Consider the following 25,710-nt stretch of genomic DNA (forward strand, 5'->3'; position numbering starts at 1 on the left):
ATATTGCTATCGTTATTGAAAAATTCGCCACTCTGTAAAGATCAGGAAAAATCCAGACCCATAAAGGCACCTTTTTTTAAAACATTTATAATATCCCCAATAAAAGCATCACTTCAAGTGCTTTTTTCAGAAGGTTACAAATACCGTGGTCTTTTGAAAGAAGTGTAGGCAAGTTTGGGTAATGCAATAGTTTACTTTGTATTGAGTATATTATGTATCAATGTAGAGAAACAAAAATGCCCGGAAACTAGCCGGGCACTTTTGTTAACGACATTTTATGTTTACCAAACTTACTAGTAGCACATTGTAGCTGATGAATTTACAATTTCACCGAACTGCGATGCTTACTTTTTTCCTGAGTTACTCACGAAAGCCACTGATTTACTATCGGGCGACCACGATGGTGTATTGATAGTACCCTGCCCTCCGTACATGTAGGCAAGTACCTTTGACTGGCCACCGGCTGCCGCCATAATTTTCAGCTCAACTCTTTTGTACGGTGGGTGGTCATTCACAGGAATCGTTGGAGGAAACGAAATGTAAAGTATCCACTTCCCGTCAGGGGAAATGTGAGGGAACCAGTCGTTGTTGTCGTCGAACGTAAGCTGTTCCTGTCCCGTGCCGTCGGCCTTCATGCGCCAAAGCTGCATAGTACCCGACTGCGACCCGTTGTAATAAATGTATTTACCATCTGGGGAGTACTCGCATCCGTCGACATGGCCATAAGTGAAATTGGTTAGCTGAGTTTCTACCTTTGTCTTAATATTGGCTTTGTAGATATTGTAGCCTTTTGTTTCACCCCGTTGTGCCACATATACCACCTCTTTGTTATTGGGAGCCCATCCATGAAAGTAAGAGGGCGTTTTTTCGGTAACCAGATCCGGAATTCCACCGGTCAAGGGCAGCACATACACAGTCGACCCACCACCGGGCAACCCGTCTCTGTGGCTGCTTACCGCCAGCATTTTACCATCAAAGGAAATGCCGTGGTCATTGTTGTTGCGCTTCAGATCGCCAGTATTTAGCTGCTGAGGCTCTCCGCCAGTGAGCGGAATAGTATAAATAGAACCATCCATGTTAAAAAGAAGCTCCCTGCCATCGGGCATCCAATTGGGTGCCTCGAAGCCCTTTTCCTTTTCGTAAATCACGGTTCTTTTACCATCAGCTATTGTCATTGTCTCCAGGCGGGCACCGAGCCAGCCCTCTCTATAAGGATTGTAAGTGGCTGGCAGCGGCTTGTCTATTCTTACATTCCATGCTATTCCTTCCTCTACTACGTCTGGGTTGTGCGAGCCCACGAAAATGCCGGCTAACACCTCATCAGGCATATCCGGCATCATGTGTGAGCCAATCAACTGAAGTGGCTCCCCGAAATGGGCGGCCCTCATGATCAACTCCTTACCAGAGCGTTCAAGTTGGATGATTGTATAATTACTTTTCGGCGGAAAAATCTCATCCTGAGGATCTCGCATAAACGCTCCTCGTAACTCCCTCCATTGTAGCACCGTTAGTCCGTCGCCATGAAGAGTGGCGCTGACATGGGCCGCACTCTCATCCAACGATTCTCTCACCATCCAACCAATTTTACGATGGGGATCAACTCCGTCGCCATTGAAACCAAAGTTGGCTGTCAAGATAAAGTCTCCTTTTAGTTTTTGGTGGGCAAAGTGAAACTCGTCCCTTTCAAACCAGATATTGTACCCCGCACCTTTGATAGAATAGGTTTGTGTTTGCTCGTTGTAGGTAGCACCCCCTTTATTTTTTGGGTTGCCAACATCCACGTGGTCAGAAAATATTCCGACGGGACTTTGGGCGTTTGTCATGCCAAGTGAAAGCAAAAAGCTTAATAGTAGTAGCCTAATTTTCATGGTGTTGTTCTTAAAATTTATTGCCAGGCAGATCTGGAGTGGCTAAAGAAATGTCCTCTGTAGTCAAGAACACCTCTGCTCTGGCAAAGGTGGATACAATTCGGTCAATGAGTGGATGCCGGATGTAACAATGTAACTGGACATTTTATTTTCTAGGAAGCAGGTCAGCGAAGGCTAAGTTGACACCAATGCCCGGGCAAAGCTATTTGTAACTTTCCCAAGTGGTAAAAAGCCCTAAACCACGTTAAGCTTTTTTACCTAAAAAGAATATTTCCACATTTAAATATGAAAGGGCTTCCTCTCCGGCTTAGTTTACGAAAAGGCGGTGTTGGGTGTAAACGAACAAGAACCATAAACGAGTATAAATACATCGAAAGAGGGCGGTAATTACCCGCCCCTTTTTCTTTTGATGGCTGGCGTTAGCGGATTATGGTATTTGGAAGGGAAAAGTGAGTTTGCCAGACTTAGGTTGACAAAACTTTATTTAGCTTATCGTATAGCGCTTTTACTTTCTGCTTTGGGTCACCGGTGCCAAGTGTTTCGATGGGTAAATAACCTTTGTAGCTCGATGCTTTAATAATGTCCACCAGCCTTTTCAGGTCTGTCTCCACTTCTTCGCCGTTTTCAAAAATGAGCTCTTTGATTTGCCAGTTGACAGCATAAGGAATAGTCTTCTCAATTTCCTCGTAGGGGTCTCCTACCCGGTAACTGCCTGTGTCCAAAATAAGCCCGAACCACTCTGAGTCGATCATATCCATAATCCTGGTCACGTGCTCGGCCGTTTTGATAAAGTCGTTATGGTTTTGAATGGCCACTGTGACGCCAAACTTCTTGCCATGATCAATACATTCCTGGATATCTTTCACCATCCAGGCGGCAACGTTGTTCCATGAAAACCCGTCGGGCACTTTAGCACCTGCAAAAATCCTGATCACAGGAGCCCCGAGCTTAGCGGCAGCTTCAATCCAATTTTTTACCAGCTTTATTTCTTCCTTTCTTTTTTCAGGATCGGCCAGCGTAAAATCGTTGCGAACACCGGTGCCACTTATGTCCAACCCCAACCGAAAAGCGTGCCTCTTGATCTCAAACAGGTAGTCATCTGGCGGCACATTGGGGTAGCCTTTGAAATAGTAAGCAGTAATATCCACAGCCGCAAAACCAACTTCTGAACAGTACTCCAGCATATCGTGCACATCCATACTGCCATCGGTAAGTGGCGCATTGAAGGAAAATGCATTGAGACTGATTTTCAACTGAGAAGCTTTTGCAGACCTGCCCGCAATATGCTGTGCCACAAGCGTTGGCGTTGAAGCAAAGTTCACTGCCGATAACGCAGATAGGCCTAGTGCACCCTTCAAAAGCTGTCTTCTTTTCATGCTATTTATCATGACTGGGGTATTCTTCAATGAGCTGTTCACACTTTTGTGTGTCAGCGCATTCTCTAAATTAATAAACTTCCATTATTTTACACCTCATTAATACTTTATCTTAGCATTACTTATTTCTAAACCTACCAAAACTGAGCATGATCAGATTATTTCAACCAGCGTTGCTTTTTCTTCTTTTTACCGGCAGCATCCACCTTTCAGCGCAGCGCCTTATTGTTCGTGGAGACGACATGGGATTCTCTCATAGTGGCAATGAAGCGTTGATAAAGACGTTTAAGGAGGGAATAGAAACATCAATCGAAGTGATTGTTCCATCGCCATGGTTTCCTGAAGCCGTTAAAATGCTGGCAGAAAACCCTGGTATTGACGTCGGCATTCATCTGGTGCTCACCAGCGAGTGGGACAATGTGAAATGGCAGCCACTGACCGACGCACCAAGCCTTCGAAACAAGGACGGATACTTCTTCCCAATGATATGGCCCAATAAAAACTATCCGGGACAAGCAGTGCTTGAAAATAAATTCAGCCTCGATGAAATTGAAAAAGAGTGGAGAGCACAGATAGAACTTGCAAAAAAAATGATTCCCAGGCTCAGTCACATCTCGGGCCATATGGGCTGCACAAACCTGAACGATGAAGCGGCCGCCATTGCCAAAAAGCTGGCTATTGAATATGATATCGATATTGATACGCAGCAATTGGGCGTGCAGGGTGCCAGGTACGATGGGGATCATGCTACACTCGCAGAAAAGAAAGAAAGCTTCAGTAAAATGCTCAACAAGCTGGAAAAGGGCAAAACCTACATGTTTGTAGAACATCCGGGCATCGACACGCCGGAACTGAGGGCTATTTCTCACATTGGTTATGAGAACGTGGCCGAAGACCGCCAGGGTGTAACCGACCTATGGATAGACGAAGAAATCAAGGCGTTAATAAAGAAAAAGGGCATTCGGCTTATCAGCTACAAAGACCTTGTGAAATAGTGTTGAATGGAATCCCGCAATAGTTTTAACTAATTTTACTTACGAAAGACACCATCAATTATTCATGCAATTAACAGGAAAGAATTTAGTCGGAAATAAACTATCAAGTCTCAATCCCCAAAGCTTCAAAGGACACGGCGGGCACTCAGGCATCGCATTCCACGAAGCAACAGTCGGAGAAGTCGATCAGGCTGTAAACATTGCCCATAAGGCTTTTGGCAGCTACAAAAACACCTCAGGAGTAGAAAGAGCGATTTTCCTTGAGCGCATCGCTCAGCTAATCGACGAAAACAAGAGCGAACTAGTAGCCCTCGCCATGACGGAGTCACGACTGCCTGAAGGAAGACTCATGGGAGAAACAGGACGTACTACAGGCCAGTTGAAGCTATTTGCGTCTCTTCTTAGAGAAGGCTCCTGGGTCAATGCCATGATCGACCCCGCCATCCCTGACCGCCAACCGCTGCCAAAGCCCGATGTACGCCAAATGCAAAGACCGCTCGGCCCGGTGGCTGTTTTTGGCGCCAGCAATTTTCCGTTTGCATTTTCCACCGCTGGCGGCGACACCGCCTCAGCACTTGCTGCAGGCTGCCCAGTTGTGTGCAAAGCACATCCGGGTCATCCGGCTACATCCGAGTTGGTAGCCTCCCTCATCATACAAGCTGGTAACGATACCGGCATGCCCGAGGGTGTTTTCTCCCTGGTGCAAGGCGAAGGTTATGAGGCAAGCGTTCACCTGGTCTCTCATCCGGCGATAAAGGCGGTAGGGTTTACCGGTTCGCTTGGCGGAGGCAGAGCCCTCTTCAATGCTGCCGCCAAACGAAACGAACCAATCCCGGTTTATGCTGAAATGGGTAGTGTGAATCCTGTATTTGTGTTGCCAGAAATATTGGAAAAAGAGGCCACTTCACTTGGGCAGAAGCTGGCTGGCTCTAACCTGATGGGTGCCGGGCAGTTTTGCACCAACCCTGGTGTGATTGTGGCCGTAAAGTCGAAGGCCCAGGAGCAGTTTACTGAAGCCTTCAAAACAGCCCTTGAGGCCGCCTCTGCCGACAATATGCTCACAGAAAAAGTATTTAGTGGCTACTGCAGCAACCTCGGCAAAATGGCCTCGCTGCGAGGCGTTACCCAGCTCGTCGGCGACTTAACGGCAAAAGAAGGTGTAGCTGCTATCCCACACATGTTTCAGGTAGAAGCAAGTGCTTTTATCAACAACCCTGCACTTCAGGAAGAAGTTTTTGGCCCGAGTTCTTTACATGTAGTGGCCGCCAACGAAGCACAAATGCAGCAAGTGGCTGATATCCTTCATGGACAGCTTACAGCAAGCGTTTGGGGCACAGAAAAAGACATGAAAGCGCATTCGGAGCTGATAGGAACCCTTGAAAGTAAAGCTGGCAGAGTTATCTTCAATGCACCTCCCACGGGTGTGGAAGTAACCTATGCCATGGTGCATGGTGGCCCCTACCCGGCTACCACCGACAGCAGGTCTACTTCAGTAGGCACCAACGCTATTTATCGTTTCACAAGAGCAGTGTGCTATCAGGGTTATCATCAGGCACTGCTGCCTGAGGCGCTGCAAGATGCAAATCCATTGTCCATCACAAGAAAAGTAAACGGGCAGTTTACCGATAAAGCGCTATGAAAAAGCTCCTTCCCTGCCTCATTGGTCTCTGGGCCCTGGCAGGGTGCAGCCAAACAACTAATGAAAACAAGGAAAAAGCGATGCCAGCTAAGGGTACCTATGCTTATGATTCTGCTTTTCTGAAAGCCAACACGTCCTCGGTTTACGAACTAAAATCGTCCGACGGCCAGGCAAGGGTGCTGCTTTCAGCTGACTATCAGGGTCGGGTAATGACCAGCACTGCTACAGGTGCTTCTGGTAACAGCTACGGCTGGCTCAACTACGACCTGATTGAAGCTGGCGAATGGAAGATGCAATTCAATCCCGTGGGTGGTGAAGAACGTTTTTGGCTGGGGCCGGAGGGTGGTCAGTTCTCGGTGTATTTTAAAGGTGGAGATTCCTTCGAAATCGGCAACTGGCAGGTGCCCGCTATTATTGACACGGTGGCCTACCCAGTTGTTTCGGCGGCGAAAGGTGAAGTAATCTTCGGAATTGAAGCGAGCGTCACCAACTATAGCGGAACCGTATTTGATCTGGCCATCGAGCGAAGTGTTCGGTTGTTACCGAAAGAAGCACTGGCCACCAGCCTGGGTGTCACCTGGGGAGAAAGCCTCAATTGGGTGGCTTATGAAACGACGAACAGCATTACCAACAAAGGAACTGAACAATGGACAAAGGGCTCAGGTCTGCTATCCATCTGGTTGCTGGGCATGATGACGCCATCACCTGAAACCATGGTGATAATTCCTTTCAAGCCAATTGACGGAGCGAAAGACCATATTGCTGACGACTATTTTGGTGAAATACCGGCGGAAAGGCTAACAGTAACGGACAGCGTTATCTATTTCCAGTGCGACGGTCTTTACCGGAGTAAACTTGGGTTGTCGCCTGTCATTGCCAAGCCAATGGCCGCCAGTTTCGACTTTGCAAAGAATATTCTGACCATCATCAAGTTTCACGTAGCACCTGAGGGCGATTACGTCAATTCGAAATGGGAAATGCAGGATGAGCCTTTCAAGGGCGACGTCGTAAACTCTTACAATGATGGCCCAATGGCCGATGGCTCGCAAATGGGGCCTTTTTACGAAATAGAGTCTTCGTCACCAGCCAAAGAACTGGCGCCCGGCGAAGCGCAAGAACACAAGCAACTGACCTGTCATTTCGAAGGAGAATTCGAAAGCCTCAATCAACTATCTAAAAGCCTTTTGGGCGTTGACTTAACTGAAATAAAAAGCAAGAAAACAACCCTATGAAACTCTTTAAAACTTCCAACCGAATCATTGCTGAATACGAAGGCCAATCTTACCAAATTTCAGAGAGCTGGGATCACGCTGTAAACCACAGCAAGCTGCATGATCATTTGGTGAAATTGGTCAAATCTGCCAAACCTCTTGACTCAGGCATAAAAAAAGACTGGCTCAAAGACGGGTTGAGCGCACCGATTGGCAGCCAGGAAGTATGGGCCTCAGGAGTTACTTACCTCCGAAGCAGAGATGCCAGAATGGAAGAAAGTAAAACCGGTGGCGGCTCCGATTTCTATCAGAAAGTGTATGATGCAGACAGGCCAGAGCTATTCTTCAAATCGTTGGCCCATCGGGTAGTTGGACATGGAGGCGAGGTGTATATAAGAAAGGACTCTACGTGGAATGTTCCTGAGCCGGAGCTCACCCTTTTCATCAACTCCAAAGGCGAGATTCAGGGCTACACCGTTGGCAACGACATGAGCAGCCGCAGCATCGAGGGAGAAAATCCACTTTATTTACCTCAGGCCAAGTCGTATGAAAAAGCCTGTGCACTGGGCCCCTGTCTTTATGTGCCTAAAGAGCCTATTTCGCTGGACACCAATATCGTGATTTCTATCAAAAGAGGCGGAAACCAGGTATTTCATGAAGAAATTCAGCTAAACAGAATGAAGCGCAAGTTTGAAGAGTTGGTCGAATACCTATACAGGGCTTGTCACTTTAATCAGGGAGCCTACCTGATGACTGGCACGGGTATCATCCCTCCCAATGAGTTTACCCTCGAGCCGAAAGACTTGGTGAGCATCAGTATCGATGGCATCGGAACGCTGGAAAATGTGGTTGGGGTGATTTGATAACCACAACTTAAGTCTGCCCAACTTGATATGAAAATTGTCTCTTTAGGACAGAATTTTCTCAGAAACAAAAAGTAAATTGAAAGATGGGCAGACATGAAGATTTTGAAAGCGAAATCAACAGAACCCTTAATGCGGTGGAAGCTAAAATTTCCTATTTACATGAAGGTATGAGAGGGCTTCAGGATTCTTTTAAGGAATTTCACGAAGACATCACTGAATACATGGCCTTTTCGGCTGAAAAATATGCAGATCACGAAAAGCGCCTTTCTGCGCTTGAAAAGAAGGTGAAATAGACCGTCAACCCTTTAAAAAATAGCCTACTCCTTACTCCCTCCTCCACTTCTTCTTCTCACTTAGCTTTTTCTTGGCGTCTATGCGTCTCTGCACCGCCGCCTTGCCGGGTTTGGTAGGCTTACGGGCTTTCTTTCGCTCAAACGCTTGCTGTATCAGCGAAGAAAGTTTCTTTATTACCTCCTCTTTGTTTTTCAGTTGGGAGCGACTCTCATGCGAGCTCAGCAATAGTTCACCTTCTTTCGTCAGTTTGTTGGCCAGTTTGCGAAGAAGAATGGCCTTTTGTTCGTCGCTGATCATTGCCGATTCCTGAATGCTCCACCTCAAGGTCACCTTCGTGCTGACTTTGTTCACATGCTGCCCACCCGGCCCGCCGCCAGTGGTCGCCGAGAAAACCAGTTCCGAAAGAATGTCTTTTATAGCCGGAGAGGCAGGATAGCTCATTGCACTTTGGATTACTCGCTTAGCTTTTCAATGGGTTGAAGTGTTACTTTTCGGAACTCTACCTCTGAGCCTTCGGCCTGTAACGCAATCTGGCCTTCACTGGCAGTGCAGTCGTAGCCATGGTTCACCAGGTCATCATTCACCCACACTTTGATTTCCCTACCAAGGCACTCTACCACCATCTTGTTCCACTCACCCACCGCATCTTCTGAACCGTCGGTCAAATTCACTATGCGGCGCAGCATGCCTTCCGAAGTACCCCACTTGGCTGGGTCTCCTCTCCTTGCTTCCATATCGTCTACCTTAATGTCCTCTCTGATGCACCAGAAGTCGCCGGCATTTTCATGCATCAACTGCGCTTCAATTGACTTGGGGAACATTTCATAGAGCAACCGAGGCGTAGAAGCATGTAAAATCACCCCACAGTTGCCTGGCTCACCAGCAAACCGGTACTGCACTTCCAGCCTGTAGTTGGAGTAAACCTTATCAGTGATAATATGCCCCTGCGGTGCTGCGAGGCTTACCAGCATGCCGTTTCTAACAATGAACGGGCTGGGCACCGTGTCGTTGTTGTCCATGGCAGGCACATCGATATGCCAGCCAGTAAAGTCTATGCCGTTGAAAAGGCTAACAGGTTCATTCTCTTTTTTTGAACACGCCAAAAAGAAAACAAGGGCTAACAGGATTAAGATTTGCTTCATGCTTGCATTTTTTTTCAAAGTAGCCCCATTTCAGGCACATTCAAAAATATAAAAGGAAAGCCAATACCCGGATAAGAATAAAAGCAAGGCTTCGTAAACCTTGCTTCTATTTGGGGCGCTAATGGACAGAAATACTCTTTAAGCATCCTTCCATCGCTTTAATTGGTGTTTAATTGCATCTACACTCAGAGTAACTGCCTCTTCGAATGAATCGGCATGCTTAGAGGCAAAAAGATCATTTCCAGGTAAAGAAACCTTGATTTCGCAAACCTTATTCTCTTTGTTATCGAACTTATCAAGTTTAAGAAACACCCGGCTTTCAACGATCTGATCGCTAAGGGTTTCAAGCTTTTCAACATGCAACTTCACAAAATCAGTCAGTGAGTCTTTTGCGTTAAAATTAGGGGTTTCAATGATCGTTTTCATAGCATAACTATTTTAAGGGACATTTTCGGAGCCTTTGTGTCTCCGTTCAAAAGCCAAGATATCAGAGGCTTCCCGGTTCAAATATGACACGATTTAACGAGACTGATGATTAATGTCACCTGGTTTTCGGAATTAATTTTTTGGCACAAAAATTCTTCGGGCTACTTGCCTTTCCGGGCACGACAAAGCTCATCTTGCCCTGCTGACCGAAGTCAGTGCCTTTGAAATAGTTGCGCAGTACCTTGGTTAGGTAACTAAATGACTAAGGCTATGACAACAGGAAAAGCATTATTGGGCGTGGTAGCCGGGATGGCTGCCGGTGCCGCTTTAGGGTTGCTTTTTGCTCCGGAAAAAGGTGAAAAGACAAGGAAAAACATTGTTGACAAAAGCGAAGATTTGGCAGGAACACTCAATCACAAAATTGAACGAAAATTCAATGAGCTAATGGATTCGGTCAACGCCAAACTTGGTAAAGGCAAGCTGGTCAACAGCTCTGCGCCTTTGGAGCATGAGAACGTCAATTAGGAGGCAAACCTTCGAGGTTTCAAATTAATCCTAAGCAAAGAGTACCATCTAAAAAAAAGGGGCGTTAGGTTAGCCACGGTTCATCTGATGCCCTCTTTTGATTTCCGCTGCGACAGAGCTTATGGACATCAGCAGCTTTTCACGCCAAAATGCCCCTTCTGTAAATTGCCCCCAATAAGTTGGCTAAAAAGTAATGTGCTTTAGTAAATTCGGTTAATTTAGCCGGACATACCCTCGTTGGGTATTTGACGATTTCATCGCATACTATACTCTTAAACTATGACCTACAAGCCGGCAATAGCATTCCTGAAAGCTATCATCGCACCTCTGTCGTTTGTCCTGCTGTTTAGTTTTGGCTGCCAGCCTGAGAAGCCTTATCTCAAGATTTCACAAGGAGCACATATCAGCCTTATTGGAAACAACCTTTGCTCCCGAATGATGAATTACGGTTACTTTGAAACGGAAATGCAGCTCAGGTACCCCGACTCAGAGTTGTACATCAGAAACATGTGCGACGGCGGTGACACACCCGGGTTCCGACCCCATTCCGGCCGGATTTCGCCCTGGGCATTTCCGGGAGCTGAAAAGTTTCAAACGGATTTGGCTCAGAACTCTGGTAGCGAAGGGCATTTCGAAACGCCGGACGAATGGCTTGCCCGGCACAAAACTGATATTATCATTGCCTGCTTTGGTTTTTCTGAATCCTATGCGGGGCCTGAAGGTGTCGATAATTTCAAGGCAGAACTTTCGGCCTTCATTGAGCACACTTTTTCCCAAAAATACAACGATTCCATTCCACCTCAACTGGTGCTGGTGTCGCCCATCGCCTTTCAGGATCTTTCCGATAAATACGACCTTCCCAACGGAGATCAGGAAAACAGAAACCTCAGTCTCTATGCAAATGCCATCAAGGAAGTGGCCCTGCAATATCAGGTGCTGTTTGTCGACGCTTTTGGGCCAACGCAACAATGGTTTGCTGAACAGCAATTGACAATAGATGGATTGCAACTCAATGATGAAGGCTACCAAAAATTTTCGAAGCTACTGGTAGACGAAACCTTCGGTAAAAAGGAAGTTGAAAACGAGAACCTGCGAGCATCCGTAAAAGAAGCCGTTCTGGAAAAAAACTGGTTTTGGCACAACGATTACAAAATCCCCAACGGCGTCCATGTGTTTGGCAGAAGGTACCGTCCGTTTGGCAATGAAAACTACCCGGAGGAGCTGATCAAGGTGCGCCAAATGACTGCCATCAGAGATACTGCTATTTGGAAAGTTTTGAAAGGTGAAAAGTATGAGCTGGCGGTTGCAGATGCAAAAACGCAAAAGCTGACGCCGATTGAAACGAACTACACCCTGACAGACAATGTCAAGTATATGTACGGAGATGAGCTCATGAGTCATTTCAAAATGGCGCCTGGTTACAAAATTGAACTATTTGCCTCCGAAGAAGACTTTCCTGAGCTGGCCAACCCTTCTCAGATTTCCTTTGACAACAGAGGTCGCCTATGGGTGGCCGTGATGCCCACCTACCCGCACTATAAGCCTGGCGACGCAAGGCCCGACGATAAGCTCGTTATTCTTGAGGACACCGATGGTGACTTTAAGGCCGACAAGGTAACTGTGTTTGCGGATAAATTACACATCCCGGCTGGCTTCGAATTTGCCCCCGAAGGCGTCTACGTCTCTCAGGGCACGAACCTGAAGCTATATACCGACACTGATGGCGACGACAAAGCCGATAAAGTCGAGATCATCCTAAGTGGCTTCGATGACCACGACACTCACCACGTGATCAGCGCCTTTAGTGCCGACCCTTCCGGAGCCATTTATATGGGTGAGGGAGTTTTCCTGCATACAAACGTGGAAACACCTTACGGTACCGTGCGAGCGACAAATGGTGGATTCTATCGCTACAACCCGCAAAGAAAACGCCTGGAAAGAACTGCCCAGCTTTCCATTCCCAATCCATGGGGCATCGCTTTTGATGAATGGGGGCAGAACTTCTTCGCACATACTTCCGGACCCGATGTGAACTGGATGATGCCTGGCTCAATCAAGTCGAAATATGGATTGGCTAACCCAGGATCGAGAAACCTGATTGAAGAAAAGCACAGGGTGCGCCCCACTTCCGGACTGGAGTTTGTGCATAGCAGGCACTTTCCTGATGAAGTGCAGGGCGACATGCTGATCAACAATACCATTGGCTTTCTGGGCACCAAAATGCACCAGGTAATGGACGATGGCACCGGCTTCAAAACCAGGCACAGACTTGACCTGGTAGTCAGCGACGACCCCAACTTCCGTCCAGTGGATATGGAATTTGCGCCAGATGGCTCGCTCTACCTGGCCGACTGGCACAATGTGCTCGTGGGCCACATGCAGCACAACGCCCGTGATCCCCTGCGTGACCATGTGCATGGCAAAATCTACCGCATCACCTACCCTTCCCGTCCGCTAGTAACACCGGCCAAAGTAGATGGAGCAAGCATTGAAGAATTGCTCGACAACCTGAAGCTGCCTGAATACCGCACCCGCTACAGAAGCAGAAGAGAGTTGAGAGAAAGAGAAACTGACAAGGTACTGGCAGCTATCGAAAAATGGACGAATGAGTTGGATAAAACAGACCCCAACTATGAGAGACTCTTACTTGAGGGGCTGTGGGCATCGTGGGGAATGAATGCTATTGATCTGAAGCTGCTGAGAACGCTGCTAAAGGCTGACGATTATAAAGTAAGAACAGCCTCCGTTCGGGTGCTTCGTTACACTAGGCACCAGGTGTCTGAGCAGGCTGGCTTGCTGAAAATGGCTGCCGCTGATGAAAACAGCAGGGTTCGCCTGGAAGCCATTGTGGCCGCTTCGTGGCTGGATGACGATGCAGCCAGAGAGATTCTCGCAATAGCTGCCCGGAAACCCCTGGATGACTGGATGGAAAAGCCGTACCAGGCCATATTAGATCACATGGTGCCTTACAAGCCCGAAATCGCTGGCAACGAGCTGGTGCCACCAATGTTGTCGAAGGAAGAACAACAGTTATTCCTTGCGGGAAAGGAAATTTACATGAGAGATGGCTACTGCAACACCTGTCATCAGCCTGACGGAAAAGGGCTGGAAGCGTCAGGCTTTCCCCCTTTGTCAGGCAACGAGTGGGTGCAGGGCAGCGAAGAGCGACTCATCAAAATCACCTTAAAGGGATTGTATGGCCCGATAACGGTGGCCGGAAAAGACTATCCGGGTCAGGTGCCAATGACCCCGTTCGGGGGGCTACTGAATGACCAGGAAATAGCCGCTGTCCTCACCTACGTGCGAAGCTCATTTGGCAATTTGGCAGATGCTGTTACTCCTGAAAAAGTAAAAGAAGTGCGTGAGTCGTCAAGCAGCAAAACCGGCTTCTACACACCTGAAGAACTTTTGAAAGAGCATCCACACGAAAATGACAAGTAAATAACCTAACGAACCAATTTATCAAATAAGTAAACTCAATACATTGAATAATTAAGCACTGGCGGTTGGTCAGTCGACTACAAAACACAATACTTACTAACAATGAAGATTTCGATACATAACTGGATGCGGGCAGAAACCATTGAGGAAACAGTTAACCGGATTGCCAAACTGGGCTACGACAGTCTTGAAATTCAGGGAAGCCCCGAACTGTACGACACAAAAAAGGTAAAACGACTGCTGGATGATGCCGGTATCAACTGCTGGGGTTCTGTCACGCTAATGTTAGAGCAGCGCAACCTTCTGGCCAAAGACAAAAAGCAAAGAGCCGACTCTGTACAATATGTAAAAGACGTCGTAAGAATGGTGGCGGAGCTCGATGGCCACATGGTATCAGTGGTACCGTCGACAGTTGGGAAGATCTTACCGGAAGGCAAACCCGAAGAAGACTGGAAATATGCCGTTGACAGTATGAAACAGGTATACGAGTATGCAGAAAGTGTTGGCATTCTGCTTGGAATAGAGCCCATCAACCGTTTTGAGACCTATTTCATTAACCGTGGCGATCAGGCACTGGCGCTGGCGAAAGAAGTTGGCCCCAAGTGCGGCGTTTGCCTCGACACATTCCATATGAACATTGAGGAAGATGAAATCCTTCCTGCCATTCATCGTGCCAAAGGCAAATTAATTGGCTTTCACGTGGCCGACAATAATAGAATGGCTCCTGGCATGGGCAAGCTGGATTGGGCGAGCATCGTCAAAACACTGGGCGAAATTGGTTACGACGATGTGTTGTCGGTTGAGTTTTGCTCCCCGCTCGACAGAACACCGGCCAATCCTTATCCCAATTCTATTGACGAATCGCCCAAAGGATTGAGTCCAGAGCAAAAAAAGTTTCTCGAAGACCATGGCAGCTCAGCCGTAACCGACGAATTCTACACCATGCTCACCAAAAAATCCATCGAAACGCTCAGACCATTGACATGAAAATAAAAAACGTTGAAGCCTTCTGGCTTCGTTGCCCGATACCACCAGCCAAGCAGCACCGTTCAGACTACGGTCTGCTCACTGAATTCGACATGACCCTCGTGGTTGTCACAACAGAAAGCGGCTTGCAAGGCTTTGGAGAAGCTAAAGCCGCCGTCGGCTCCTCCGGCTCCTGTGCCTCCATCGTTAGCTGCGTAGAAAATGAGCTGAAGCCAATCTTAGTCGGGCAGGAAGTGCGAAACATCTCCCAGCTTTGGGAAATGATCTACAACGGCACACGTGACCACTATGCACTAGACAGGGGCCGTAAGTTTCCCATTCTTGGGCGTCGTGGCCTGACAGTCTCAGCCATGAGCGGTGTCGACACAGCTCTTTGGGACATAAAGGGAAAAATGCTGGGTGTACCGGTTGTCGAGTTGCTGGGCGGAGCCTGTCGTGACAGCATGCCTGCTTATGCCAGTGGTGGCTGGGCCGGTGCTGATAAAATAGGCGAGCAACTGCTGAGCTACACGGCAAAAGGCTTCAAAGGAGTCAAAATGCGGGTCGGTATCATGGACAATACCGTACAGGAAAGCATCAAGCGGGTAAAGGCTGCCAGAGAAGCACTCGGTGATAGCATCAAACTCATGACAGATGCCCATGGCACCTTCAGCGTGCCCGAAGCAAAGCAGTTCTGCCGGGGCGTGGAAGACTGCAACCTCTACTGGTTCGAGGAGCCCATTAGTCCCGACAACAAAGTGGGAACAGCTGAGGTAAGGGCTTCTACGGCGATTCCTATCGCTGCTGGAGAAAGCGAATATACTGTGTTTGACGTGCGTGACCTGATCGACCTCAGAGCGCTGGATGTAGTGCAGCCCGACTCTGCCATCATTGGCGGCATTACAGAGGCCATGAGAACCGCCCATTTGGCCAATACCTATCAACTTGAACTGGCTCCTCACTGCTGGGGATCAGCGTTTTCATTCATGGCCGGGGTGAACGTTGCCTTTGCAGCTCCTGCAGCTACGATCATTGAGTTTTCACTCGGAGGAAATCCGATGATGTACGATCTGGTAGAAGAAAACATTGAGGCTGTTGATGGCCAAATAGCGGCCCCAACTGCCCCTGGCCTGGGCCTCACTCCTAACTGGGATTTTGTAAAAGAGTTTAAACAAACCGTTCGATAATCATGGCAAAAGCAATTGGAATTAACCACGTAGCGTTGGTTGTAAAAAATCTGGAGGAAACCAGTAAATTCTACGAAGAAGAGCTGGGACTGGAAGTCATTCCGGCTTTTTTGTTCGACTACCCTACCGCCTTTTTCAAAATCAACGCCACGCAGCAGCTTCACCTCACTGAATGGGAAGATGAACATTCATTCCGTGGGCATGTTTGTATGCAAGTGGATGATATCAACAAGATCTTCTGGCGCATGAAAGAGCTGGGGGTAATAGATACTTCCCCCTGGGGCAAAGTGCGCCAACTCCCAGATGGGCCCATTCAGATGTTTGTTCGTGACCCATCGGGCAACCTTGTGGAGCTTTCTTCACCTCCCGGCTTTGCCATTGATCCGAAAATTTTTGAGGATGAACTGTTCCAGGAAGGTATTTATGTTTCAGGCAGAAACGACTTCAGAGGCTATAAATCAAAAGACGCCACGCTTTACCACAAGTAACCGCATGTACAATATCCTTCTACTGGAAACCGTGGCCGATGATGCCCTGGAGATTCTTCAAAAGGCAGCCGATGTCAATATTTTGGCTGCCTATGAGCCGGGCTTTGACTTGTCGGCTATTTCAAATCATCAGGTCGATGCCATTGTCACCAGAGGCAAGGGCCAGGTCAATCCAAAACTGATAGATGCTTGTCCGGTCCTGAAGGTAGCAGGACGCTGTGGTGTGGGGCTCGATAATTTGGACGTCGCCTATGCAACCTCCAAGGGCATCAAAATCGTGAATGCGCCAGGTTCCAACGCTCAAACGATCGCCGAGCACACCATGTCGCTAATGATGATGCTCCAAAGAAACCTTTACAGGTCAGTGGCGGAAGTAAAAGCGGGTAACTGGGCATGGCGCAACCAGTTTGAAGGTGACGAAATATATGGCAAAACCATGGGCATTCTCGGCCTGGGCAACATTGGCAAGAAAGTGGCGGCCATGGGCATTGCTTTTGGTATGAAGGTGATTTACTGGGATCAAGCTGAAGCTCCTAACGTGCCCTACACCTTCAAATCATTTGAAGAGGTAATCACCGAAGCGGATGTCATTACCCTCCATGTACCTCTTTTGCCTGCCACAAAGGAGCTTATCAATGCTGCAACACTTAATAAGATGAAAAAAAGTGCCTTGCTGATCAACACCGCCCGTGGGCCGATTATCGATCAGCAGGCCCTATACGAGGCGCTAAAGACCGGCACTATTGCTGGCTTTGCTGCTGACGTGCTAGCAGAGGAGCCACCAGCCAAAGATGAGCCCTTGCTCACACTTCCCAATGCGCTAATTACCGCCCACGTAGGTAGTCTCACCAGCCGCACCTACACCAAAATGTGCGTAGACACTGTGAACAATGTACTGGCCATTGTGAGAGGGCAGCAGCCTATGGAAGGGTGTGTTTTTAACCGGAAAGAGTTGGGTGACAGCTAATTTGGAGAGAGCCAGGGAATGGCTTGTGAAGTAGGCTATCACTTCATAACATGCCCTCCAGTGGACGACGTCCCTCCCATGTGCCTTCTGAGCGAATGGGCTGAAACCTGGCAAATAACTCTTCCTTGTACCATTTTAATTTCTTTGTCTTCGCAATGGCCACTCGATGGTGCTCACTTTCATAGGCGAATCGTCGAAGCGAAGCCTCATCCGCCCAAACGCTATAGGTAGCCATCTGCACGATCGGCAGCTCTCCCATTCCTTTTGTGTAAACAAGCCCACTGTTAGCCTTCAAATCCTTTTGGGAAACAGGTACATATCGCCAGAAATCAAGAAGCTTTTGCCATTTGATGGTTGCACGGGTGACAGCAATCACAGGACCAGACGGCCCGGAACTGGGAGTTGGTTCAAATGGGTTAACCCCACTCCAAAGACCATGTGAACTAACATTCACCATGTAGGTTGTCCACACCTCGCTGGCACGCCCCCGATAACGATCAACGATCTGTGACCTGGCAAAGAATGCGTTAGCATCATCTTCACTTCGCCAAACCTGCAAAAGAATGTAGGTGGAAAAATCGGGAAAAGCATTGAAACTATCACCACGGCCAGTTCCCATGAGTTTGTAAAACGTATTGCCTTCTTCGATGGAAAGCTGGCGGTGAGCCAACTGCATCATTGAAAGAGCCCAAAACTTATCTGAAAAACCCTTGAACCTAAAACATGTGATGGTTGTGACCTGTGACATGGCATCATAACATGTCGTATACGAATAATGTTAAGACAACAAAGTGTGATTTGAACAAGTCTATCTGGTCGATCAACCTATTTATTCAACGGTACAAAAGCGATATGCCTCCAGACTGTGCTGCCATATCCGAAACTCTCGAGCGTTGCGATTGAACTCCTGTGCATAAGTATCAATTACTTTGTGTCGGTTGCCAGAATTATTCCCTTATATTTGTCTCTCCTCCAGCTCGTTGAAAAGCTTATCCCTCATTCTTAGCTTTTTCTCTACTAGATACTTTTCTTTCTTATGTCGCTGTCGAGAACTGTTGGGATTTTTTTCTTAGTATCTTTTTTATTGACGACCATTGACGCCGTCGGCTGGCAGCAAGTTATCCCTGTGGTAAATTTCGGCAGAGAAGCAGATCGTTCCGGGGGTGCAGTAGCTGCCATTGAAATCGATAATCAGGGTTTAATGTATTTTGGTACTTCCAGAGGCGTGGTCGTTTATGATGGCGAATCGTGGCAGGAGATAGACCTTGGTGGAAAAGGAAACACCCGTAGCATTAATTACGACAGTCTTACTGATAGAATATATATTGGCGGTACCAAGCATTTCGGCTACCTGAAAAGAGACAAAGCCACTCGCTTTTCATACGTCGATTTGTCAACACAAATCTCAGAGAGCCACCCATTCAAAGAAGTATGGCAAATTTTCCTATTCAACAACGAGATTTACTTCATGACTCGGGAAGGACGTTTTGTCTACACCGCCGATTCAGTCAGCTATAGAAACTTTCCTGAATCTTACTTCTTTCGTGTAGGGTCAACTGTTTACTTATCCGAAACAAACGGAGCACTGAGCATATTTGAGAATACGGAACTTTTACAAAACTGGAATCAAAGCTCACACTCAAAAAGTCCTGCCTTTCAGGTGCTTCCACTGGACGAACAAAGGCATTTAATACTCTATCCGGACTCACCCCCACTTGTCAGAAATTTGGTAGATGGAAGTATTGCCGTCTACGACCAACCCCTTGCTTCTCTAATAACTAAGCATTGGTTGTACAATGCCGTCAGCCTTTCGAACAACTTACTGGCTATTGCCACCTGGACAGACGGAGTATTTATTACAGACGAAAAAGGGCAGGTCATTCGCAAGTTCACAACCGAGGATCGACTCATGTCAAATGAAGTTTACGAAATGAAGAAGGGGCCACAGGGAAATCTGTGGCTAGCCACGTCGTATGGCATCTCGATGATCTATATGACAAAGGCGTTCCCCGACACAGTATTCGAACGCATTAATCCGTTTCCAACGCAAATTTCGTCGTTCGTATACCATTATGACTCAATTGCCTACACCACACAAAAGTATGATACAGCCAAACTTTCCAAACCTGCAACTATAATAAAGATCAACTTTAGCAACCCGGGATCCGATTACTACACGCCTCAGACCTACCAATACCGACTGTTCAACTATGACACAGCCTGGTATCCAACAACCGAGCCAATGGCCGTTTTTGACAACCTGCCAAACGGAAAATATGTCTTTCAGGTAAAGGATGCGAGCAGCGATTTGCAGCCAGCTGAACTCGTCATCATTGTGGCCGTGCCTCTGCTGGCCTTTATAAAAGGGCCATTGGGGTATGCATTTATAGCTATGGTAGTTCTCGGGCTAACCATCGTGGGTATTATATACAGGGCAAAGCGCATGCGCAAAAACCTGGCCACACTGGTAGCAAAAAAAACAGAAGAGGTGACCAGGCACGAGCAACAACTACTCCGCAGCAACCATGACCTGATGGCAGTAAACGAGGAATTGGACACCTTCCTTTACCGGTCGTCGCACGATCTCATAGCACCGGTAAAATCCATCAGAGGTCTGCTCTACCTCTTGAAGGTATCCAAAGACGAACTTCCTCAGTATCTGGACTTGATGGAGAACAGAATCTTAAGATTAGAAAACACCCTGCTAGAAATTAATAGTTATGTGAAGAACAGCAAAAGTGAGCCACTAGCTGCAAGGATCCGGCTTCATAGTCTGGTGAATGAGGTGTGGGCAGATATTGAGTTTATTGAGCATGCCGATCAGCTCACTTTTGAGAATAATATTGACGATACTTTGGAAATAGAATCTGATCCCGGACTGTGGAAAATGATCATCCACAATCTCCTGATTAACGCTATAAAATACCACGACGGTCGTAAGGAAAGACCTTTCGTGCGTGTTTGGCATACAATTGAAAATGGTGTATTTACCTTAAAAGTAGAAGATAACGGACAGGGAATAGCGTCGGAATTGTTGCCCCGGGTATATGACATGTTCTTCCGGGCAAATGAAAGTTCAAAAGGGTCGGGCCTTGGGCTCTTTTTGGTTAAAAAAATGGTCGACAAGTTGGGCGGAACGATCAATATAGAGTCAGAATACGCCAAAGGAACGCTGGTATCGGTTAGTTCGTCCACCCTTTCCTTCAAGGTTAATGAAGCCAAAAAGAGGTCAAAACCGACAACTCACCTACTGTAAGGCAACAATGTAGAACGTTAGCTGCCACAGCAGATGATGAAGGGCTGTTCGGAGAGCAGAGGCTTCAGAAATCTAATATGGGAACTATGTTGTCTATTACCATTTGCTACATCTCCCTCATCAATTCTGCAAAAAGCTCATACGACCTTAGCCGATCTTGAGGGCTATACATATGGCTGGCAACCATAATTTCGTTTACTCCAGTCCTTTGCAGAAAATCGATGGTCTTTTCTTTCACCGTCTCTTTGCTGCCCACAAAGGCATACTGTAGAAACCGCTGGAAAGCAGGCTCGCTCATAAATGCTTTCATTTGGGGTTCCAATGGCGCAGGTGGTCTCAACTGATCACGTTTGTTTGTGAGTATGCCTAACACCATCCTCACCAGCGAAGACGCCAGCAGCTCGGCTTGCTTGTCGGTATCGGCGGCAATCACATTCACGCAGGCAATTGTATAGGGCTCCTGAAGCGCTTCCGAGGGCTGAAATTCGTTGTAGTAGACATTGAGTGCCTCAAAAAGGTGCGTAGGTGCAAAATGGCTGGCAAAGGCATAAGGAAGCCCTTTTCTGGCCGCAAGGTGGGCACTATCGGTGCTGGAACCAAGAATGTACAAAGGTACATCAACCCCTTCAGCTACGTAGGCCCTCACCTTTTCGTCGGCATTGTCGTCGGCAAAATATTGCTGAATCTCTCCAACTTCCTCGGGAAACCGGTAAGCAGCGTGCATTCGCTCCCTGCGAATGGCGTATGCTGTTTCCTGATCGGTACCAGGCGCTCGGCCGAGACCAAGGTCAATTCTATGAGGAAACAATGACCCCAGCGTACCAAACTGTTCCGCCACAATAAGCGGCGCATGGTTTGGCAGCATGATGCCCCCTGAGCCAACCCTGATACTTTTTGTTCCACCAGCAATATGACCTATAAGCACTGGCGTTGCTGAACTGGCTATACTGACCATGTTGTGGTGCTCAGCCAGCCAAAAGCGGGTGTATCCCCACATTTCAGCATGTTGTGCCAACAACAAACTGTTTTTAAAAACCTCGCCTGTAGATGATCCAGCAGGCACCGACGCTAACTCCAGGATGGAGTAAGGCACTTTTCCTTTCTTCATATTCACACCATACCAATTGTATCAATAGGCAAATGAAAAAAGGGTTGGGATAGTTCACATGACGAGCTACTATTTCATTTTAACGGCTTTCGAATCAACACCCTCCCCGATCAGCATTTGTTTAGCCGGGCTGGAAAAGTCTGCTTTTAAAAAAGTCAGATGATTAGTTTTGGCACCCTGAATGGACAATGGCTTTCCCTCGCCAGACACCACTTTGAATCCCGAGAAGGTAAGGTTATGTGAATTGTAGATGGTGAAGGGGTTTCCCTCTGTTACCACGACAGTGACATCCTTGAAACTCATTCCATCAGCATCAATGACAGAAACGCCCTTTTTGCCTGACAGATAAACATTGTCAAGATTCACGTTTTTGAGGTTCATTTCAGGCAGTCCCTGAAAGAAACCTGTCACACCAGAGTTAACCGATCGGATATTCTTCATGTAAATATCTTTGAACGAAGGGGTTTCCTCTGTTACCGGCACAGGCGTATCGTCGATCTCCGGTGCCTCCTGATCGTCTTCCAGAATAGGCGACTGCCCACCATAGAAAAGATTGAAGCGAATAGGCTCGGCGGCAATATCGTACATATCAATGTCGGTGATGTAGACGTTCTCCACCACGCCACCACGTCCCCTGGTGCTTTTGAATCGCAAGCCACAGTCAGTACCAATGAAGGTGCATTTTGATACATGCACGTTCTTTACCCCACCCGACATTTCACTACCAACGGTAAACCCACCATGACCATGATAAACGATGTTATTGAACACCACCAGGTTTTCGGTAGGGATTCCCCGCTTTCTGCCATCAACATCTTTTCCTGATTTGATGCAAATGGCGTCATCACCCACATCAAACGAATTGTTGTACACCCAGGTGTTTTTACACGATTCGATGTCAATACCATCACCGTTTTGCGAATACCACGGGTTACGCACAGTCAGATTCCTTACAATCAGGTTCTCGCACATGAGAGGATGTATGTTCCAGGCGGGTGAGTTTTGAAAAGTCGGACCATCGAGCATTACATTCCTGGAGTTCCGAATGCTGATCATCACCGGTCTCAAAAAGTCTTTGTACTCCTTCAGTTCATCCATTGATGCGTTGTCCGGCACATTGAAATTACTGGTCGCCTCCACTCCTTTCTGAAAGCTTTCTGAAGGATACCACGTGTCGCCATCGTCGTTTACCAGTCCGCCGCCGGCCACGATCTCCTTCCACTGCTGGCTCGAGACTTTGCTTCTTTTCACTAGCCGCCAGGCATCCCCGTTGCCATCGATAACACCTTTTCCAGTGATAGAGATGTTTTCCACCTCAAGAGCATTGATCGGCGATATGCATCTGTAGGTATCAAGTCCTTCAAAGCTCGTGGCCACTATGGGGTACAGCGTTTTGTCGTCTGAAAAAAGAATAAGGGCTCCTTCCTCCACGTGTAAATTGAGGTTGCTTTTAAGCGTGATCGGCCCTGTCAGCCAAATACCTCTCGGAACCACCAGGTGTCCCCCTCCTTTGCTCACAATTGCCTCAATTGCTTTTGCAAAGGCGTCGGTATTGAGTGTAGCTCCGTCAGGCATACCACCAAAATCCAGCAGACTCACCCGATAGTTCGGAATAACTGGCTCTGTCATTTTGGGCATGTCGAATTCGACCTGGGGAAATGAAACTTCTGCCTGTCCAAATGAAAGCTGCGAAACAAGGAGGCATAGAATAAATAGTTTGACTTTCATAGAGATATCTGAGTAAAGATGTCTGAAAACACAACTGGCGGCAAATCAATACCACCCTGCGTTAATTAACAAACAATGATTTAAATGCGTTAAACCAACGCAAACGAGATGTCAGCTAACCAGCAGGCATCAAGATAGAGACGAATATGACGGAGCGCCCACCTACAGAAGATAACATGGGTGGTGGGAAAAATATCAATGAAAGCAATAAAAATAACCCTTTCTGCTAGCTAACACGACACGGAACGATTGCATACGCTTTTTCAGCGACGCAATTTGCTGATTGATCATATAGTAGGAAAAGGGTCGATGTATAAAGTACATATTTATCGATCATGTTGAGGACTTGGCGACAAAAAACTAGCCTAAGTTCATTGATAACACGTAAGATTTTGGGGAATACGAACGGTATCTGTCCGAAAAGCTTGGATGTGAGGGGAGATATTTACAACTAAATGGTGAGAGTCACTATTTTTGGAAGTATGAAACACTTTCTAGCTTTATTACTATTTGGGCTAATCGCATGTAATACAACCCCGACTACCAACACTACAGAAAATCCTGGCGCCATAAGTCCATCGATAACAAAGGTTAAATGGCGCTCTCTGGATACCCTGGACGTCGCCGGCTTCAACGCTGATCTGATTCCTGGTAAACCAACTGTTGATGTAGGCGTATATTTCCCCTCCAATTTCGACTCCCGTTTTAAAAAGGTGACCCTACCCTGGCTGATGGAAAGCCTGAGGGCTGCCAAAGAAATCTACCAACCAACGGGAGTGCAAATCAATTTACTGTGGGTAAAAACCGGCGAGGTAGACCCAAAGCACTTCTCAATACAGGCCAACGAGGTGCCGGGCATTCCGGAAACAGAGTATGTGAATATGTACGTCCATTCCCGCAGGCATCCCGCCGAGCTGACGCAACATTCGCTCGATGCTTTTAATAGCATTATCGAGGATGCTCCTGACAATAAGCGGACGGTTTATTTGGTTGTGCTACAGGACGTCTTCTTCCCTTTCCTCGAAGTATCCGAAGGCCGTAACTGGACGATGAAATCCGTCAGGACTGGTGGATTATCTTTTCCTGGTTACTCCTATTGTAACACACTTCCGTCAAACATGCGAGGTGTCATCACTATTACCAACCTCTCCACTCCCGAACGCCTGCGCCGAACTGTGGCACACGAGCTGGGACATAAGGTGATGAATGTGAGCCATGAATATAAAAGCACCCACCCTGGTCATGAAGTGTATGCCGATGGTGGGCTGATGCTTTATGGCGACGGAGAAGATATCCCTTCCGGAGAGGCTGGGCGATGGCATTTGGAGCGACTGTTGCTTTCACCCTACTTGTACAAAGAAGACCAAAACGGAAACAAAATCTGGAACCCAGACTACAAAGAAGGTGGCCACTACTACGATCCGTTGTATGGCGACTATGTCGTGAGGTTTGACGGGGCTGCGCCCATTGATGAAAACTGGTGAGGTTCTCCCTCACCAGTTTTAAATGATTAATAAGGAATATTGTTTAACATCTGGTCAAAGTCGGGGTTGACACTTCTAGCAAATTGAATGGCAGGGTGATCCGAAGGCAGCTCATTGAAGTAAAACTCGGTGCCGTCGGCACGTTCTTTTTCCAACAGCCCTTTCATTTCTCTCAGCCCTTTCACATAAGGCTCGTAGGTTTCACCCTCCTCCTTTGTTTTGACCACAAGCAAAAAGGCACTTTCGGCAAACGGAGCCTCCCACCCGGTTGGCATATTGGAACCAAAGTGGAAGAGTGAACCAGCTTCCATTACCTGTCTCTTCCCTTCGCTGCAAAGCACCCAGCGGCCTCCCACTGTGTAAACGATGCTTTCGGTCGGGTGAGGATGTTCTGCCAAAAACATTCCCGGCTTTAGTTCGATAAAGAAAGCTCTTGTTTGCTCAGCAAAAAGCAGTGGACCAAATACGCCTTCATTGGTAAGCACTCCCACAGATTTGACAGCTTCAGCAATATTGGGAATCACCTCAACATTGGTAGCCAGCTGCACAAACTCTGGGGAAAACTCGGTTGCTTTGACAGTCAATTTGGGCAACGTATCCTGTACTACAGCAGGGCCCTCTGCCGGGTGCGGATGCGAATTTTCGTGCTCATGCTCATGTTCTTCCTTCTTTTCAGTAGTTGAGGTACAAGACCAGAGCGCAAATCCGATCAAAACAGCAATAAAAAAAGGTTGTCTCATAGG

General features: G+C 47.4%; 22 protein-coding genes. 13 read left to right on the forward strand and 9 right to left on the reverse strand.

Annotated features, from left to right (window positions below; translation table 11 throughout):
- Positions 1-344: 344 nt before the first annotated feature.
- Complete coding sequence (locus tag GC130_RS03870; RefSeq protein ID WP_151996941.1) at positions 345-1,868, reverse strand: TolB family protein; 1,524 nt, start codon at positions 1,866-1,868, stop codon at positions 345-347.
- A gap of 464 nt (positions 1,869-2,332) precedes the next feature.
- Positions 2,333-3,244, reverse strand: coding sequence for a sugar phosphate isomerase/epimerase (locus tag GC130_RS03875; RefSeq protein ID WP_226940374.1), 912 nt, complete (start codon positions 3,242-3,244; stop codon positions 2,333-2,335).
- A 149-nt stretch (positions 3,245-3,393) separates the two neighbouring features.
- Here GC130_RS03875 and GC130_RS03880 point away from each other — a divergent pair, with 149 nt between their 5' ends.
- The 5 genes from GC130_RS03880 (at position 3,394) to GC130_RS03900 (ending at position 8,248) form a co-directional block, all read left to right on the forward strand.
- A complete protein-coding gene (locus tag GC130_RS03880; RefSeq protein ID WP_151996943.1) occupies positions 3,394-4,239 on the forward strand; it encodes a polysaccharide deacetylase family protein in 846 nt (281 codons plus the stop codon).
- 64 nt (positions 4,240-4,303) lie between these two features.
- On the forward strand, positions 4,304-5,878 hold the full coding sequence (locus GC130_RS03885; RefSeq protein WP_151996944.1) for an aldehyde dehydrogenase (NADP(+)): 1,575 nt from the start codon (positions 4,304-4,306) through the stop codon (positions 5,876-5,878).
- On the forward strand, positions 5,875-7,110 hold the full coding sequence (locus GC130_RS03890; RefSeq protein ID WP_151996945.1) for a DUF6786 family protein: 1,236 nt from the start codon (positions 5,875-5,877) through the stop codon (positions 7,108-7,110). The genes GC130_RS03885 and GC130_RS03890 overlap by 4 nt, the downstream gene beginning before the upstream one ends.
- The gene (locus GC130_RS03895; protein WP_151996946.1) at positions 7,107-7,952 is read left to right on the forward strand and encodes a fumarylacetoacetate hydrolase family protein; all 846 of its coding nucleotides are present in this window, start codon (positions 7,107-7,109) and stop codon (positions 7,950-7,952) included. Before GC130_RS03890 ends, GC130_RS03895 begins: the two co-directional genes overlap by 4 nt.
- Positions 7,953-8,038: 86 nt before the next feature.
- Positions 8,039-8,248 carry a hypothetical protein gene (locus GC130_RS03900; protein WP_151996947.1) on the forward strand — a complete coding sequence of 70 codons (210 nt, stop codon included), beginning with the start codon at positions 8,039-8,041 and terminating at the stop codon, positions 8,246-8,248.
- Between the two features lie 31 nt (positions 8,249-8,279).
- On the opposite strand, the gene arfB is transcribed toward GC130_RS03900, so the two are convergent.
- The 3 genes from arfB to GC130_RS03915 all read right to left on the reverse strand — a co-directional run bounded on the left by arfB (position 8,280) and on the right by GC130_RS03915 (position 9,817).
- Positions 8,280-8,690, reverse strand: coding sequence for an alternative ribosome rescue aminoacyl-tRNA hydrolase ArfB (gene arfB / locus GC130_RS03905; RefSeq protein ID WP_151996948.1), 411 nt, complete (start codon positions 8,688-8,690; stop codon positions 8,280-8,282).
- A gap of 11 nt (positions 8,691-8,701) precedes the next feature.
- Entirely contained in the window at positions 8,702-9,391 is a 690-nt protein-coding gene (locus GC130_RS03910; RefSeq protein ID WP_151996949.1) for a DUF1080 domain-containing protein, read from the reverse strand.
- A gap of 138 nt (positions 9,392-9,529) precedes the next feature.
- Positions 9,530-9,817, reverse strand: a complete 288-nt coding sequence (locus GC130_RS03915; protein WP_151996950.1) for an HPF/RaiA family ribosome-associated protein — start codon at positions 9,815-9,817, stop codon at positions 9,530-9,532.
- Positions 9,818-10,087: 270 nt separating this feature from the next.
- Between GC130_RS03915 and GC130_RS03920 the strand changes: the two genes are divergently transcribed.
- The 6 genes from GC130_RS03920 (at position 10,088) to GC130_RS03945 (ending at position 17,391) form a co-directional block, all read left to right on the forward strand.
- The gene (locus GC130_RS03920) at positions 10,088-10,342 is read left to right on the forward strand and encodes a YtxH domain-containing protein (RefSeq protein WP_151996951.1); all 255 of its coding nucleotides are present in this window, start codon (positions 10,088-10,090) and stop codon (positions 10,340-10,342) included.
- 279 nt (positions 10,343-10,621) lie between these two features.
- Positions 10,622-13,783: a PVC-type heme-binding CxxCH protein gene (locus GC130_RS03925; RefSeq protein ID WP_151996952.1), complete on the forward strand. Its 3,162-nt coding sequence runs from the start codon at positions 10,622-10,624 to the stop codon at positions 13,781-13,783.
- Between the two features lie 102 nt (positions 13,784-13,885).
- Positions 13,886-14,770, forward strand: coding sequence for a sugar phosphate isomerase/epimerase (locus GC130_RS03930; RefSeq protein ID WP_151996953.1), 885 nt, complete (start codon positions 13,886-13,888; stop codon positions 14,768-14,770).
- Positions 14,767-15,936, forward strand: a complete 1,170-nt coding sequence (locus GC130_RS03935; RefSeq protein WP_151996954.1) for a mandelate racemase/muconate lactonizing enzyme family protein — start codon at positions 14,767-14,769, stop codon at positions 15,934-15,936. The genes GC130_RS03930 and GC130_RS03935 overlap by 4 nt, the downstream gene beginning before the upstream one ends.
- A 2-nt stretch (positions 15,937-15,938) precedes the next feature.
- Complete coding sequence (locus GC130_RS03940; RefSeq protein WP_151996955.1) at positions 15,939-16,424, forward strand: VOC family protein; 486 nt, start codon at positions 15,939-15,941, stop codon at positions 16,422-16,424.
- Positions 16,425-16,428: 4 nt separating this feature from the next.
- Complete coding sequence (locus GC130_RS03945; protein ID WP_151996956.1) at positions 16,429-17,391, forward strand: hydroxyacid dehydrogenase; 963 nt, start codon at positions 16,429-16,431, stop codon at positions 17,389-17,391.
- A gap of 43 nt (positions 17,392-17,434) precedes the next feature.
- Here GC130_RS03945 and GC130_RS03950 read toward each other — a convergent pair whose 3' ends face one another.
- Complete coding sequence (locus GC130_RS03950; protein ID WP_151996957.1) at positions 17,435-18,139, reverse strand: DUF3291 domain-containing protein; 705 nt, start codon at positions 18,137-18,139, stop codon at positions 17,435-17,437.
- A 336-nt stretch (positions 18,140-18,475) separates the two neighbouring features.
- On the opposite strand from GC130_RS03950, the gene GC130_RS03955 reads away from it, so the two are divergent.
- Positions 18,476-20,647, forward strand: coding sequence for an ATP-binding protein (locus tag GC130_RS03955; RefSeq protein ID WP_193217763.1), 2,172 nt, complete (start codon positions 18,476-18,478; stop codon positions 20,645-20,647).
- Between the two features lie 106 nt (positions 20,648-20,753).
- Here GC130_RS03955 and GC130_RS03960 read toward each other — a convergent pair whose 3' ends face one another.
- Positions 20,754-21,755, reverse strand: a complete 1,002-nt coding sequence (locus tag GC130_RS03960; RefSeq protein WP_151996959.1) for an LLM class flavin-dependent oxidoreductase — start codon at positions 21,753-21,755, stop codon at positions 20,754-20,756.
- Between the two features lie 69 nt (positions 21,756-21,824).
- Complete coding sequence (locus tag GC130_RS03965) at positions 21,825-23,483, reverse strand: glycoside hydrolase family 28 protein (protein WP_151996960.1); 1,659 nt, start codon at positions 23,481-23,483, stop codon at positions 21,825-21,827.
- 482 nt (positions 23,484-23,965) lie between these two features.
- On the opposite strand from GC130_RS03965, the gene GC130_RS03970 reads away from it, so the two are divergent.
- Positions 23,966-24,967, forward strand: coding sequence for an ImmA/IrrE family metallo-endopeptidase (locus GC130_RS03970; protein WP_151996961.1), 1,002 nt, complete (start codon positions 23,966-23,968; stop codon positions 24,965-24,967).
- Between the two features lie 26 nt (positions 24,968-24,993).
- Here GC130_RS03970 and GC130_RS03975 read toward each other — a convergent pair whose 3' ends face one another.
- Positions 24,994-25,707, reverse strand: a complete 714-nt coding sequence (locus tag GC130_RS03975) for a cupin domain-containing protein (protein ID WP_151996962.1) — start codon at positions 25,705-25,707, stop codon at positions 24,994-24,996.
- Positions 25,708-25,710: the final 3 nt, after the last annotated feature.

The sequence above is a fragment of the Imperialibacter sp. EC-SDR9 genome (genome assembly GCF_902498805.1).
GTDB lineage: Bacteria > Bacteroidota > Bacteroidia > Cytophagales > Cyclobacteriaceae > Imperialibacter.